Raw genomic sequence first — 15,267 nt, 5'->3', positions numbered from 1 at the left:
CTGCAATTGGCTTCACTCAAGATCGGTAAGTGCGTCAAGTAACTTGCTGATCTTGGTTTCGGTTTCAATATACTCTTCGTCTAATTCTGAGTCGGCAACGATTCCACCACCAGCCCAGCCTTTTATCTCCTGGTCCTCGCAAACAAAGCTGCGTATCGCGATATTGCTGTCCATTTTGCCGTTTGCCCCGAGGTAAAAAATACTTCCACAGTATAGGGAGCGGCGGTGGGGCTCAATCTCACGAATTATTTCCATGGCACGCTGCTTGGGCGCGCCGGTTATAGAGCCGCCCGGGAAGCAATCCAATAAAGCGCTAAATTCGCTGCGGTCCTCGCGCAGTAGGCCTGTTACGGTACTGACAAGATGGTGAACTGTACGGAAGCTTTGTAGCTCACAGAGTGCTTCGGTGACGACCGACTCTGCTTGGCAGCTCTTGCTGAAATCATTGCGCAATAGATCCACGATCATAATGTTTTCAGCGCGGTTTTTAGTGCTCGCTTGCAGCGCGGTGGCAAGCGCTAAATCTTCAGCAGGGTCGCTACTGCGCGCTGCGGTACCTTTAATTGGTTGCGTTTGCAGTTTGCGCTTCTGTGCGGCGAGTAGGCGCTCGGGTGATAGGCACAAAAACTGGCTGCCACCAAGATCCATATACGCAGAGAAGGGTGCTGCCGCGACTTCGCGGAGTCGCAAATAAGCAAGCCAAGGGTCGCCTTGGTAGTTTGCGGTAAATTGGCGGGTCAGGTTAATTTGGTAGCAGTCGCCCGCGTTGATATAGGTTTTAACCTTCTCAAATGCCGTGGTGTATTCCTCGCGATTTAGCGAACTACGGAAAGGGCTATTTAGACGAAAGGTGCCACTTTTCTGTGCGCTCTTGTCTAGCGCTAGCAAACTGCGTAGATGTTCGAGATATTCGCCCGCGACGTGGGGTTGGGCGACGAATTCGCAGCGTTTGTCGTGGTGGTCAACGATAACGAGCCAGGGATAAATGCCGATTTGGAATAGGGGGGTAGCGCTGGATGTTGCGTCCAGGCCAGCTTGTGCCTGTTCGCCAAAGTCATAGCTAATGTAACCAACGGCGCCGCCACTAAAGGGTAGGTCCACTGCATCAAGGTAGCTTAGTTCAATTCGCTTCAGTGCTTGATCTAACTTTGTGTTATTCCTTGTGTTGCTGTCATAACTATATGTATTACAAGATATTAATTCTTCTGGGTCGGCACAAATAATATCCCAGCGACCGCGCTCGCTGTGCGCGGCGGCGCTGTCCAAATAGACGGGCTGCGGCAAATGCCTGATCGCCGCGAAGTAGCAGCTGCTATCGCGATGGTAGGGTAGAGGTATGCGGCAAAGGCTAGCCATGAAGTGTTGCTCAGAAGTAATACAAAGCTGCGGACAGCGGCCAATTTTACGTGCTATGAGCCTGAAAAATCTAGCGTTTTGTGGTAATTCGCTAGCGCTCAACAAGGCTCTTCAGATTGACAGAGGGGGCTGATCCCAGTACTGTTAGCCGCCGCTTTGAGAAACACCAAACCGTCGACGCAACACACAGAACGGTTAATTCTCATAATATCCGCACTTCAATATGCTTGCAGGCGTAAGCCCCCCAGTTTCTGGAATCCAGAAGCACAAAAAAAGGGCCATCGCATGCGGTATGTTCGCGGGTTACCAATTAAATGTAGCTGGAACTGACAGGCATGACAAAAATAGTAAAACTCACTCCCTCACTAGAGAATCCCTTCGAGCAAAAAACTGAGCTCGAATTTACCGTTCCCGGTCAAATTGACTACGCTCCAGGACTCTATGAAGCCGCGCTTCAGGCGGGCTACGACCTGCAACAACGTCCTCGTAAAATGGCCGGTGTTAAGGGTTTTCAAAAACAACATGAAAAGAAACGTATGTCGATCTGGGAACGGATTGATGTTTTAGCTGATGCGGGCACTGAGCCTAAGATACTTTATCAGAATTGGGGTAAAAATCTTGATGGCGCGTCCCTCGTTACCGCGGTATTAAAAGTAAATGGCCGCGATGTGGCTATTTACGGTCATGATTTCACCGTGCGTGCGGGTTCAATGGATGCCACTAACGGCACTAAATTGGCTAATTTATTCCGCTTAGCAGGAAAATTAGGCATTCCACTGGTGGGTATGAACGATTCAGCGGGTGCGTATATCCCCGCCGGTGTTGGTGGCCTAGACGGCTACGCTGAAGCTTTTACCGCTCTGCGTAAAATCAACGGCGTTGTACCATCAATTATGTGTATGTTTGGTTATAACGCGGGCGGCGGCTCTTATTTGCCACGCCAGGGCTCTTTTGTTATTCAGCCAAATGACACCTTCTTCGGCTTAACCGGCCCCGGCGTTGTTAAGTCGGTACTCGGCGAAGACGTCACGGCGGATGAATTAGGTGGGCCAAGTGTTCACTCTAAGTCCGGGGTAACCGATTTTGTGGTGCCAGACGAAGTCGCGGCGCTACGTAAAGTGAAAGAGCTGCTGAACTATTTGCCTAATAACAGCAGTGAAGCGCCCGCTTTTCAGCCGACGTCTGATCCAATTACGCGCAAAACCTGGGATATTGATCTGCTGCTGAAAAAAGCGTTCAACAGCCCCACCGGTTTTAATACGCCATTTGATATCAGTATTATCATTCAACAGATGTGTGATCACGGTGATTTCTTTGAAATACAGCCTGAACGCGCACGAAATACCGTTTGCGCGTTAGGGCGCATGGGTGGCAATGTGGTTGGTTTTGTCGCCAACAACTCGGCTGTAGCCTCAGGTCAAATTGATATCGATGCAGCTTACAAAAATGCGCGTTTTATCCGTTTTTGTAATGTTTACAATGTTCCTGTCATCTTTATGGAAGACACCACCGGCTTCCTGCCCGGTAAAGAGCAAGAGGCCGGTGGTATTGTGCAAGCGGGCCGGGCCATGCTCGACGCCATCATTGATCTGCGTACCCCGCGTTTCTTGATGATTGTGCGTAACGCCTTCGGCGGCGCCTACGCCGCGTTTAACAACTACCCAACAGGTGCAGATTTTGTCTGTGCACTGCCAACCACCCGCTTAGCAGTAATGGGGCCAGCTGGTGTTGAGTATGTTTATAAAGATGAAGTTCGTAAAATTCGCGGCTCGATAAAAGCCAAGATCGCCGAAGCGACAGCACAAAATGCTAAAGCTGGTATGCCTGACGCCGAGGCTGCAAACGCAGCAAAAGAAGCGGTTGGCGCGTGGCAGAAGCAAGAAGAGCTACTGTTAACTCAACGCTATGAACGCGAATTGATGAATCCAAATGAAGCATTAAGCCTGGGATCTATTTCCCAGATCGTCATGCCCTCAGACCTGCGCAAGGTGCTGGGTGAGCAACTGGAGCTGCACTTGAAGGCCTATAAGCCTGAACCAATGAGTGGTGTGCAACGGGAGTTCCATTAATCCCCTGTTGTCCGCAACGGCTTCTTAATCCATTGAATTAGACGATTCGCTAACGAGGATATTCGACGTGCAAGCAAGCAATAATTATTATTTGAGCAATCCCATGGTCCATAAAGACCGCAAACTCGCTAAATCTAAATCAGAATGGGTGAGAGCATTCGCCTGTAATGATATGAAACCATTGATTATTTGCCGTGGCCCGATCCGCAAGGAAGCCATGGATGTATTTGATGAAATGGGCATCACTCACTACGGTATTTTACTCTCAGAAAAAGATTCTATTACCTACACTAATGCGCTGGCCCCTGAGCTACGTACCTTAACTGATCCTAATCGGGTACACCGGGTGCCGGATTACAGTGGTGCCACCAAAGAAGAGCGTCAAAAGCGCATTCAGCAAATCATTCGCATTGCCTACGACAACGGCTACAACTCAATATTCGCGGGTTATGGCTTTATGTCAGAAGACGCTGAAATGGTTGAAGCCATGGAGAAGGCCGGGCTGAACTTCATTGGGCCCTGTTCTTTTACTCAAAAATCGGCCGGTATGAAGGACCAGGCCAAGCGTACCGCGCTGGAAACGGGGGTATCGGTTACTCCCGGTGTGAATAACGCGACTAGCTTGGCCCTGTTTGCCAAATACGGTAAAGATGGATTAGAAAAATGCGCCAAAGACCACAAACTCGACGTTGATTTTGCGGCCTGCAAAGACATCGAAGAGCAAGCCTTAGCTCTATTGGCTGCTTCTTATGAAGCCAATATCGACATTATTAATGCCGCTGATATTGGTGCTGCGCTGCAGGTTGAAGCCAAGCGTATGTTGGCCGAAAAGCCCAATAACCGCTTTCGTTTAAAAGCGATCGCCGGTGGTGGTGGTAAAGGCCAGCGGATATTGGCGTCTGCTAATTCCTATGAAGGCTCAAGCATAGAAGAAAAGGTCGAGAAGGCGGCTGCCAATGTACCCTCGCTGGTGCTGGAATGCTTGATCGAGCTAAAAACCAACGGTGTGGGCGACAATAAAAACGTCCTTATCGAAATGAATATCGACACTACCCGCCACCAAGAAATTCAAGTGGTGGGTAATGGCCAGTGGTGCATGACGATGGGTGGCCGCGACTGTTCACTGCAAATGCACGAGCAGAAATTGCTGGAAGTGTCTGTTACAGAAGAAGAGTTAGTCGCCGCAATTGATGTGGCTGAATCGGCGGGTAAAGCTGAGGAAGCTGAGCAACTGAAAAAAGACCTTGTCATTCTTCAGCACATGGAGCGGGAAGGGGCTATTTTCGGTGAAGCCGTTAAGCTCGACTCCCTCGGCACCTTTGAATGTATTGTCGACGGTGAATCTCATTACTTTATGGAGATGAACACGCGGATTCAGGTTGAACACAGGGTGACTGAGCTGTGCTACAAACTGAAATTCACGAACCCTGACGATTCTGGTGATTATTTTATCGCTGAAAGTTTGGTTGAAGTCATGGTTTTACTTGCTCGCCATGGCAAGCAGCTACCTAAGCCAACTCGTATTCTGCGCGAAAAAACCTCGGTTGAGGCGCGGATGAACGCGACCAACCAAGCGTTACAGCCTCATGCTGGCGGTGTGATTGAAAATTGGTCAAATGCAATTCCCGGCGAAATCCGTGATGACCAAGGCATCTCTACACACAATCCAGATACCGATGTATTTATGAAGTATCACCTGGCCGGTGCCTACGACTCCAATATCGCCCTGTTGCTGACGACCGGTGAAACCCGTTTAAGCAGCTACCAGCGCTTGGCGGAAATTCTGCGTCGCACGGAATTGCGCGGTAAAGATCTGTCGACCAATCTTGAATTTCACTACGGTCTGGTGCACTGGTTTATTGGCAATGGTATAAATGCGCGCCCATCGACGAGCTTTATCGTTCCTTATTTAACCGCGGTTGGCTTGCTGAAAGAGCAGGCAAATCAGATCGATTTAGATGTTGCGTTTGCTGAAATTCGTCAGCGTTATGTGACTGCCGGTGGCGAGAATGGTAAGGCTTGGGCTGATGCCCTCGACGCTAAAAAACTTTTGCTCATTCGCCCACTTGAGCGTTTATTCGCTGAACCACACTATATGTCTGGTTGGCTGAGCATGAACAAAGACAGCCTTCGTATCGTCGATGGCGAGATCCAGTGGCTGGTAAACCCAATTGAGATGCTCGACAAGCTTTACCACTACTTAAACATGGATTATGAAGCAGGCAAGCCTGCGCGCTATATGATCTGGGATCACGATAACGATATCTTGTCGGCAGCAGTGAACTTCTATAAATCGCTCAATGAAAAAGTCGCTGCGGCTGACTTCCCGGCTTTACAGGCGTTGCTAGCAAGCGATAAAGCGCCTAAAGGCTTTAGTAGTGACGAGTGGCTGGCAGTGCGCAGTGCGCATGCTGGTTATTATGCAGGCACTGAAGTGCTGGCGGTGCTGATGTATATTGCCACCGAGACAGGCTTCTGTGATTTGAGCGTAAACGCTGATTTGAGCATAACCATTCCAGAGCGTCTTACCAACAAAGACTTGCAGAAACAGATGGCGAAGGTACTTGTGCCACCGCCAGCAGCGAAGTCAGACGAAGTCTTGGCGGCGAGTGGCGGTATGTACTACCCCCGCGAAGCCCCTGGGATGGATGTTTTTGTTAGCGAAGGCGACCACTTTAACGCCGGCGACACGCTGTATATTGTTGAAGTAATGAAAATGTTCAACAAAGTGATTGCACCATTTTCTGGCACCATCGCCAAAGTGTTGGTTGAAGGTGACGGCGTGATCATTAAGAAAGGTCAGCCGCTGTTTAAAATCATTCCTGATGAGATGATTGTTATTGAAACCCCTGAAGAAGTTGCTGAAATGCGTCGTGTGAAAACCATCGAGTTTCTCGCCACGCTGAAGTGATTTGCTGCGCTGGCGGCTAAGCCGTCAGCGCGATACCCTTTTAAGGAGAATTTCAATGATTACAGGTCTTGATCATATTGCTGTTGCGGTACCCGATTTAGAAAAAGCGATTGCCCGCTTTATGGCAGATTTTGGTTTGCACTACGACGGCAGCGAAGAGGTCGAAAGCGCCAAAACGGCTACTGCTTTTTTCCCGTTAAAGTCGACTAGCATTGAGTTGGTTAGCCCGTTGCGTGGCGAAGGTCCAATTGCAAAATACCTTGAAAAGAAACCCGGCGGTTTGCATCATCTTTGTTTCAGCACAGATGATATTGTCGCTGACGTGGCAAGGTTAAAGGCATTGGGTTATCAATTTTTGGCCGATGCGCCATCACCTGGCGCCCACGGTTGCCAAGTTATCTTTATTCACCCCAAGTCTTGCGACGGCGTGCTGATCGAACTCAGTCAACCAGGCGACGATCACCACTAATTAGTTTTAATTATTAGCCCACAGAAAAGTAGCCCCAATGTAGCCGCGCTTAACACATATAAGCGGCGCATTACTCACTGACAATGACAGGTAAACCTATGGCAGATTACAAAGCTCCCGAGACATCCGTAGACGAGTGGAAGGCGATGGCGAATAAAGTCCTCGCCAAAGGCAACCAAACCCTCGACGACTTGGTTTGGCATACGCCAGAAGGCATTGATGTTAAACCCTTGTACACCAAGGAAGACATTCAGGATCTGCCCTATACCAATACCTTACCTGGCATCGAGCCGTTTATTCGCGGCCCCCAGCCCACTATGTACGCTGGCCGCCCCTGGACAATTCGTCAGTATGCGGGTTTCTCAACCGCCGAAGAATCCAATGCCTTTTACCGCAAAGCTTTAGCTGCTGGTGGTCAAGGTGTATCAGTTGCTTTCGATTTGGCGACTCACCGTGGTTACGACTCAGATCACCCTCGAGTCACTGGCGATGTTGGTAAGGCCGGTGTTGCGATTGACTCAGTTGAAGATATGAAGGTTTTGTTCAACGAAATTCCCTTGGACAAAGTCTCCGTCTCAATGACCATGAACGGGGCGGTATTGCCAGTGCTTGCGGGCTATATTGTTGCGGCAGAAGAGCAGGGTGTTTCTCAGGACAAGCTTTCTGGCACTATTCAGAACGACATCCTCAAAGAATTCATGGTGCGTAATACCTATATTTACCCGCCACTGCCATCTATGAAAATCATTGGCGACATCATTGCTTATGCGTCTAGCAATATGCCTAAGTACAACACTATCTCAATTTCTGGGTACCATATTCAGGAAGCAGGTGCTGATGCAGCACTCGAGCTAGCCTACACCTTGGCCGATGGTAAAGAATATATTCGCACTGCAATTGCAGCTGGCTTGGATATTGATAAATTTGCGGGCCGTCTGTCCTTCTTCTGGGGCATTGGCATGAATTTCTATATGGAAATTGCCAAAATGCGTGCCGCACGCTTGCTGTGGGCTAAAATCGTTTCTGAGTTTAATCCCAAAGATCAGCGCTCAAAAATGCTGCGTACCCACAGCCAAACCTCAGGCTGGTCGCTGACGGAGCAAGACCCTTACAATAACATCGTGCGTACGACTATTGAGGCAATGGCCGCAGTATTCGGTGGCACCCAGTCACTGCACACCAATGCACTGGATGAAGCGATAGCGTTGCCGACTCAGTTCTCCTCGCGCATTGCCCGTAATACCCAGCTGATTATTCAGGAAGAAACCGGTATCACCAATGTGGTTGACCCCTGGGGTGGCTCATACATGATGGAATCACTGACCAAGGACATAGCGGATCGCGCTTGGGAATTGATTCAAGAAGTCGAAGAGAAGGGCGGCATGGCTAAGGCCATTGAAACCGGCCTGCCGAAATTGCGTATTGAAGAATCTGCGGCCCGCAAGCAGGCTCGCATCGACCGAGGCGAAGACGTTATTGTTGGCGTTAATAAGTACACGCTAGATGAAGAAGACGATGTTGATGTCCTCGATATTGACAACAACGCCGTACGTGAGTCACAGGTTGCTGCGCTCGCTAAAATTCGCGCCTCACGAGATGAAGCCGCCGTTGAAACCGCGCTAGAAGCGATTTATCAATGCGCCTGCGGCGGTGAAGGCAATCTGCTAGATCTGGCTGTTAAGGCCACGCGTTTACGCGCAACGGTAGGGGAGATCTCATTTGCTATGGAACGTGAATTCGGTCGGTTCAATGCGCAGGCGCAAACGGTGTCTGGTGTTTACGGTAGTGCTTACCAAGACGACGAAAACTGGCAGGGCATAAGCAAAGACATTGAAGACTTCGCTGAAAAACACGGCCGTCGACCACGTATGTTGGTGTGCAAAATGGGACAAGACGGTCATGATCGCGGCGCGAAAGTTATCGCCACCGCGTTTGCAGACGTAGGTTTTGATATCGATTTGTCGCCAATGTTCTCAACCCCCGAAGAAGTTGCTAAACAAGCTGTTGAAAACGACGTGCACGTCGTAGGTGTTTCTTCCCAGGCTGCGGGTCACAAAACCCTGATACCTGAGCTAATCGCTGAGCTGAAGAAAGTCGGCGCCGACGACATAATCGTTATCGCGGGTGGCGTTATCCCACGGCAAGACTACGACTTCCTTTATGAATCAGGTGTAAAGGGTATCTTTGGCCCTGGTACTAAGATCCCACTCGCGGCACGCGGCGTCCTGGATGCGATTAATGAGGCGTATAAGGGCTAGTAAGGGGAGACGCAATACGGGAGACGGAAAACGCTAACCGAGCGGTTTTGCGTCTCCCGTCTCCCGTTCAGCGTAACGCATATTATGGCTATAGACATTCAAGCACTTCAAGCTGGCAATTCCCGCGCGCTTGCCAAGGCCATTACCTTGGTCGAGAGTAAGCGGATAGAGCATCGTACCGAGGCGCAGTTGCTCCTTGAGCAAGTGCTGCCGAGTACCGGCAATAGTATTCGGATTGGTATTACCGGTATTCCCGGTGTTGGCAAGTCGACGTTTATTGAAGCCTTTGGTCTGTATCTTTTGAGTCAGGGTAAGCGGGTTGCGGTATTGGCTGTGGACCCTAGCTCACCCATTGCCGGCGGTTCCATATTGGGTGACAAAACCCGCATGGAAATGCTGTCGCGTAGCAAAGATGCCTTTATCAGACCGTCTCCGTCTGAAGGTTCCCTTGGCGGTGTCGCCCAAAAAACCAGAGAAACCATGCTGCTCTGTGAAGCCGCTGGTTACGATGTAATTTTGGTCGAGACTGTTGGCGTGGGTCAGTCTGAATATGAAGTTGCCAGTATGGTCGATTTCTTTATGGTACTGATGTTGCCCAATGCCGGTGACGAACTGCAGGGCATCAAAAAAGGCATTATTGAATTAGCCGACGCCTTAGTTATTAACAAGGCCGATGGCGAAAGTATTAATCTTGCTCAGCAAACTCGTCGTCACTATGAAAATGCACTGCATTTGCTGCGTCACAACACGTTTTGGACGCCCCAGGTAATGAGCTGCTCGGCAATTAAAAATGAAAACATCGAAGCCATTTGGGGCATGATTAGCGGCTTTAAAATTGACGCGATCAAAAATGGCTCATTGCAAGAAAAGCGCTCAAGGCAAGCGCGGGAGTGGATGAATAAGCTCCTCCACGAAATGCTGGAAATGAAACTCAAGCAAAATCCCGAAGTGCGGGATTTACTCCCCCATTTAAACGATAAGGTCACCAACGGCGAAACCACGCCGTATCTCGCAGCCACTAAGCTGATTGATCTGCTGTTTAAGTCAGCAAAGTAAACTCAGGTATTGAATTGATGAACGGTAAGGCCCTAGACGACTTTATTGGCTTGTATTTGCCGACGGCGCAGCACATGCAGCTTAGTGTGAAAAGCTATGATGGCAAAAGTCTGCAATTGCACGCGCCGCTGGGGCCTAGCATCAATGATAAACTCACCGCTTTTGGGGGCAGCATATACTGCGTGGCGGTGATGGCCTGCTGGGGCATGACCTATTTGCGCTGTGTTGATTATGGCTTAGATCCGGACATCGTGGTGGCGGAAGCGAATATTGAGTATTTGAAGCCGATTCCAGATGACATCGTGGCCCAGTCACTTGTCGCCGAAGAAAGCGATTGGCAACGATTTTTTCAGCATTATGAAGAACGTGGTCGCGCGAAAATTGATTTGTGTTCAGAAATTAAAGTGAATGGTGAGGTGGCGGTGCGCTTTAAAGGGCGTTATGCCATTGTTGGCGTAAAGTAGCCGCGAGGCGAATGGGATCTGGCGATTTTCAAATGATGTTAAAAGCCGTAATCGTCGGCGATGCGCTGCCCTTGGATCGTCGCCGTTTTAATCTTGGTCGCTGTCCTCGGGGCGGTAGAGGAAATCCGTCAAGTCCTGTCGTTGCGCCATGCCGTCACGGTAGCCTAAGTCGATTAACTTGCCGCAGTATTCTGGGGTGAATAATAAGTAGCTCGAAATACTCACGCCGCCGCCACCATTGCTCCCGGAACTACTTAGGAACATTCTCAGGCTGCGGGGCAGTTCTTTTACGTGCTGATCTGCGATCCGATCTATATCTTCGCTGGGGCTAATAACCAGGCAATCTATTGGCAACAGTTCCTTGCCCATCAAGCCAAGGTCTTCTTCGGGTATTAGGCGGATAAGTTCATTTATCCGCTCTAGTCGCTCAATATCGGTTTCGATACTGTCAATAAAAGCGCTATTGAGCAAATGGCCGATGATCTGCCCAAAGCCCGGCGATTGTATGGTTTTGGGCAGTTTGGGGTATTGCCGTTTGTGGCCGTTAGCCGGGATAACCAAGACGCGATTAGCGCCCAAATGAATAACCGGGCTAATTGGCGTTAACTGCCGCAACGCACCGTCACCGTAAAAATGACGACCGATCTTGGCGGGCGGAAAAATAGTCGGAATGGCGGTGGACGCCATTAAATGTTGTAGCTGGATCGGGGTCGCCACGCCTTGTCGGCGCCAGCGTTGCCAACCGGCATACTGGGGGCCACCCTGGAAAAAGGTTTCCGAAACGCCTTCGGTGTAATTCATGGCGGTAAGGCAAAACGCCTCTAAATCGCGATTAAGAATGTTGCGACTGATATTTTCAAAGCGAACATACTCACTTAATAGCTTGCGTAGCGGGCTGTTGTCGAGCAGTGCCACGGGCTTTACTGCAGCCCTAGTCGGATTAAACAATGAATGTGCAAGTCGCAGCGCATTGCGAAGCACGCCGAAAAGATCCGCACGGTAAATTTTGTCTGTTGACAGTTCTCGCCACAGCAACTCGAGTTGCTGAATTGTGCCGGTAAAATGGTGGGCGCCAGCGGCGAGTGAAGCCGCATTGATCCCCCCCGCAGAGGTTCCTGCGAGTATCGGGAAAGGATTACCCGGGCGACGGCCATGAATCTCGGCCAGTGCCTTTAAAACGCCAACCTGATAAGCCGCGCGTGCGCCGCCGCCGGGCAAAACCAGCGCGGTATTGGCTCGGTAGCGGCTTAATTGATCTTCGGGTGTATCTTGCAATGGTGTGGTCACTAGCGTTTATGTCCCCGTAAGCCAGTATCTAATAACACTCTGGTGGCAATTTCTTCTACCGAGGCGTGGGTAATATCTAAGAAGGGGATGCCAAAACGAAGAAACATCGCCTCAGCTTGGCGTAATTCATCTTCACATTGGCGCAGCGACGCATAGCGACTATTAGGGCGGCGTTCGCTGCGGATGGCCGCTAGGCGCTCGGCCTCAATGGTTAAGCCAAAGAGGCGGTTGCGGTGTTCCAATAATGGCTTGGGTAAACGGTCGCTCTCCATATCTTCTTCGGTAATGGGGTAATTGGCCACAAACACACCTGATTGCATAGCAAGATACAGGCAGGTGGGGGTTTTACCACTGCGAGATACCCCTATAAGAATTACCTCGGCTTGATCGTAGCGATTTAAGCGCGCGCCGTCGTCATTGTCTAAGGCGTAATTCACCGCGTCGATCCGCTGTTTGTATTCGGCGTCTCGGTCAGCGCTTTGGGCACGGCCAACGGTGCGAGAGGGCGCTTCGCCAAGTGCAATCTCCAATTGGCTTACGAAGGTGCCAAGCACATCGATAATAAAACCTTGGCTGGTGGCAATGACCGCCCGAAGCTGCTCGTCAACAAGGGTATCGAAAACGACAGGCTGGTTGCCCGTTTCGAGGGCAGCCCGGTTTATTTTCTCAACTGCCGATTGGGCTTTTGCGATGGTGTCAACGTAGGGAATAACGATGTGGTCAAATTTTTGGTTCTCGAATTGTGAAAGAATACTACTCCCTAATGTCTCTGCCGTTATACCGGTACTGTCTGAAATAAATATGGCCGCTCGAATCATGTAGTTTTTTTACCTAAGGCTCTGTGTTTCTCGACGGGAATTTCCAAGTTACATCACTTAGTATAGCCGCTGCTTTGTTTATGCACTCTTTTAACCGCGTCGCGGTCTTGTATAACGGGAGATAAAAACGTGTCTGAATACGTAATCTGGTTCAACGATCTGGGAATGAATGATGTCGACCGCGTTGGCGGTAAAAATGCATCCCTAGGCGAAATGATCAGCCAGTTGTCACAGGCCGGTGTTTCGGTTCCCGGAGGCTTTGCCACTACCGCCGATGCATTTCGCGATTTCCTTCAGCAAAGCGGCTTAAATGATCGCATTATCGCTGAGCTAAAAGGTCTCGATATTGACGACGTAAAACGCTTAGCGGTGGTCGGTAAGAATATTCGCCAGTGGATCGTTGAAACACCTTTCCCAGAAGCGCTTAATACTGCCGTGGTTGAGGCGTATGAGCAACTGGTAGATGGCAATCAATCCATGTCTTTTGCAGTTCGTTCCTCAGCGACCGCTGAAGATTTACCCGACGCCTCCTTTGCCGGTCAGCAGGAAACCTTCCTAAATATTCGCGGCCTCGACAATATTATGATCGCTATCAAGGAAGTTTTTGCCTCCTTGTATAACGACCGCGCCATTGCCTACCGCGTGCACCAAGGCTTTGAACACGCTGACGTCGCCTTATCTGCGGGTATTCAGCGTATGGTCCGCTCGGAGACTGGCGCTGCTGGTGTTATGTTCTCAATGGATACTGAGTCTGGTTTCGATGGGGTCGTGTTTATCACGGCCTCGTACGGCTTGGGTGAAACAGTGGTGCAGGGTGCGGTTAATCCCGATGAATTCTATGTGCACAAGGCGACCCTCGCCAAGGATCGCCCCGCGGTATTGCGCCGTAATCTCGGCAGTAAAATGATTAAAATGGTTTACGGCAGTGACGCCAGTGCCGGTCGTTCGGTCGATACTGTCGACGTGAAAGAGGAGCAGCGCAATCAGTTCTGTATCAATGATGATGAAGTGCTGGGCTTGGCCAAGCAGGCCATGATTATTGAACAACACTACGGTCGCCCAATGGATATTGAATGGGCTAAAGACGGCGACGACGGCAAACTTTATATTGTTCAGGCGCGCCCAGAAACAGTGAAAAGCCGCGAATCCACTACCTTAATGGAACGTTACCTGCTCAAAGAGAAGGGCGCCGTTTTGTGTGAAGGTCGCTCTATCGGTCAACGTATTGGTGCAGGTCCAGTACGGATCATTAATGACATCAGCGAAATGGATCAGGTACAGCAGGGCGATGTGCTGGTAACCGACATGACCGACCCCGACTGGGAACCGGTCATGAAGCGCGCCTCGGCCATTGTCACCAACAGAGGTGGTCGTACCTGCCACGCAGCAATTATTGCCCGTGAAATGGGTATTCCCGCGGTAGTGGGCTGTGGCGATGCCACTGAATTACTACCCGACGGCAAGCCGGTTACCGTGTCTTGCGCCGAAGGTGACACGGGTATGGTTTACGAAGGTATTCTCGACTTCGATATTAATCGCAATAAGCTTGACACCATGCCTGAGTTGCCCTTCAAAGTGATGATGAACGTTGGCAACCCTGATCGCGCTTTTGACTTCCAAGGCTACCCTAACGCTGGCGTTGGTTTAGCGCGGTTGGAATTTATTATTAACCGCATGATTGGTGTGCATCCCAAGGCGCTTATCAATTTCGACGATATTCCGCGGGATGTGCAAACCGCAATTAAACGTCGTATTGCGGGCTATGAAAGCCCAACAGAGTTCTATGTAGAGAAACTGGTGGAAGGTATTTCTACCATCGCTAGCGCCTTTTATCCTAAGCGCGTAATTGTGCGGATGTCCGATTTTAAATCTAACGAGTATGCGCACCTTATTGGCGGTAGCTTGTACGAGCCGTCAGAAGAAAACCCGATGCTCGGCTTCCGTGGCGCCTCACGCTATATTTCAGACTCCTTCCGAGAGTGTTTTGAAATGGAATGCCGGGCTCTTAAAAAAGTTCGCAACGACATGGATTTAACCAATGTTGAAATCATGGTGCCCTTTGTTCGTACTGTTGGTGAAGCTAAGCAAGTTATTGAATTACTTGAAGCCAACGGCTTGAAACGCGGTGAAAACGGCCTGAAAGTCGTAATGATGTGTGAATTGCCCGCCAACGCGCTGCTGGCTGAACAGTTCCTAGAACACTTCGACGGTTTCTCAATTGGTTCCAACGATTTAACTCAGCTCACCCTCGGTTTAGATCGGGACTCAGGCCTGATTGCGCATTTGTTCGATGAGCGCAACGACGCCGTAAAAGCCCTGCTGAAAATGGCGATAGATGCTTGCAAAAAACACGGCAAATACATTGGTATCTGTGGCCAAGGCCCGTCGGACCATCCGGATTTTGCCCAGTGGCTCATGGAACAGGGGATCGATAGCGTTTCATTGAACCCAGACTCGGTATTAGATACTTGGTTGTTCTTGTCTGAGAAATTAAATGCCTGATCCCTTGTTTTGATTTCATTGTTGTTCAGAGGCCGCGTATGCGGCCTTTTTTTTGCCTAAAACGGCAATATTACAGC

Annotated in this window: 10 protein-coding genes; 7 read left to right on the top strand and 3 right to left on the bottom strand. The window is 50.0% G+C overall.

Translation table 11 applies throughout. The features are described from left to right. Positions 1–12: 12 nt before the first annotated feature. Positions 13–1,356 carry an anthranilate synthase component I family protein gene (locus ABD836_RS03620; RefSeq protein ID WP_344932448.1) on the bottom strand — a complete coding sequence of 448 codons (1,344 nt, stop codon included), beginning with the start codon at positions 1,354–1,356 and terminating at the stop codon, positions 13–15. A 335-nt stretch (positions 1,357–1,691) separates the two neighbouring features. On the opposite strand from ABD836_RS03620, the gene ABD836_RS03615 reads away from it, so the two are divergent. From ABD836_RS03615 to ABD836_RS03590, 6 genes are all read left to right on the top strand, one after another. Then, entirely contained in the window at positions 1,692–3,425 is a 1,734-nt protein-coding gene (locus ABD836_RS03615) for an acyl-CoA carboxylase subunit beta (RefSeq protein WP_344932447.1), read from the top strand. Between the two features lie 67 nt (positions 3,426–3,492). Further along, a complete protein-coding gene (locus ABD836_RS03610) occupies positions 3,493–6,336 on the top strand; it encodes a biotin/lipoyl-containing protein (protein WP_344932446.1) in 2,844 nt (947 codons plus the stop codon). A 55-nt stretch (positions 6,337–6,391) separates the two neighbouring features. Then, positions 6,392–6,805, top strand: coding sequence for a methylmalonyl-CoA epimerase (gene mce / locus ABD836_RS03605; protein ID WP_008247763.1), 414 nt, complete (start codon positions 6,392–6,394; stop codon positions 6,803–6,805). 98 nt (positions 6,806–6,903) lie between these two features. Further along, complete coding sequence (gene scpA / locus ABD836_RS03600; RefSeq protein WP_344932444.1) at positions 6,904–9,063, top strand: methylmalonyl-CoA mutase; 2,160 nt, start codon at positions 6,904–6,906, stop codon at positions 9,061–9,063. A gap of 84 nt (positions 9,064–9,147) precedes the next feature. Next, positions 9,148–10,119, top strand: coding sequence for a methylmalonyl Co-A mutase-associated GTPase MeaB (gene meaB, locus ABD836_RS03595; protein WP_344932443.1), 972 nt, complete (start codon positions 9,148–9,150; stop codon positions 10,117–10,119). 17 nt (positions 10,120–10,136) lie between these two features. Beyond that, positions 10,137–10,583, top strand: a complete 447-nt coding sequence (locus ABD836_RS03590; protein ID WP_344932442.1) for a YiiD C-terminal domain-containing protein — start codon at positions 10,137–10,139, stop codon at positions 10,581–10,583. A gap of 87 nt (positions 10,584–10,670) precedes the next feature. Here ABD836_RS03590 and ABD836_RS03585 read toward each other — a convergent pair whose 3' ends face one another. After that, positions 10,671–11,870, bottom strand: a complete 1,200-nt coding sequence (locus tag ABD836_RS03585) for a patatin-like phospholipase family protein (protein WP_344932441.1) — start codon at positions 11,868–11,870, stop codon at positions 10,671–10,673. After that, complete coding sequence (gene ppsR, locus ABD836_RS03580; RefSeq protein ID WP_344932440.1) at positions 11,870–12,688, bottom strand: posphoenolpyruvate synthetase regulatory kinase/phosphorylase PpsR; 819 nt, start codon at positions 12,686–12,688, stop codon at positions 11,870–11,872. Before ppsR ends, ABD836_RS03585 begins: the two co-directional genes overlap by 1 nt. Positions 12,689–12,817: 129 nt before the next feature. Between ppsR and ppsA the strand changes: the two genes are divergently transcribed. After that, positions 12,818–15,190, top strand: a complete 2,373-nt coding sequence (gene ppsA / locus ABD836_RS03575) for a phosphoenolpyruvate synthase (RefSeq protein WP_344932439.1) — start codon at positions 12,818–12,820, stop codon at positions 15,188–15,190. The last annotated feature ends 77 nt before the right edge of the window (positions 15,191–15,267 follow it).

It is taken from the genome of Zhongshania borealis, from assembly GCF_039539625.1.
GTDB lineage: Bacteria > Pseudomonadota > Gammaproteobacteria > Pseudomonadales > Spongiibacteraceae > Spongiibacter > Spongiibacter borealis.
This window is presented reverse-complemented; position numbering and strand designations above follow the sequence as displayed.

Excerpts from the sequence above, each read along its gene's own strand:
- ABD836_RS03620 (WP_344932448.1), bottom strand. The coding sequence starts at position 1,356 with ATGGCTAGCCTTTGCCGCATACCTCTACCCTACCATCGCGATAGCAGC.
- ABD836_RS03615 (WP_344932447.1), top strand. The coding sequence starts at position 1,692 with ATGACAAAAATAGTAAAACTCACTCCCTCACTAGAGAATCCCTTCGAG.
- mce (WP_008247763.1), top strand. The coding sequence starts at position 6,392 with ATGATTACAGGTCTTGATCATATTGCTGTTGCGGTACCCGATTTAGAA.
- scpA (WP_344932444.1), top strand. The coding sequence starts at position 6,904 with ATGGCAGATTACAAAGCTCCCGAGACATCCGTAGACGAGTGGAAGGCG.
- meaB (WP_344932443.1), top strand. The coding sequence starts at position 9,148 with ATGGCTATAGACATTCAAGCACTTCAAGCTGGCAATTCCCGCGCGCTT.
- ABD836_RS03590 (WP_344932442.1), top strand. The coding sequence starts at position 10,137 with ATGAACGGTAAGGCCCTAGACGACTTTATTGGCTTGTATTTGCCGACG.
- ppsR (WP_344932440.1), bottom strand. The coding sequence starts at position 12,688 with ATGATTCGAGCGGCCATATTTATTTCAGACAGTACCGGTATAACGGCA.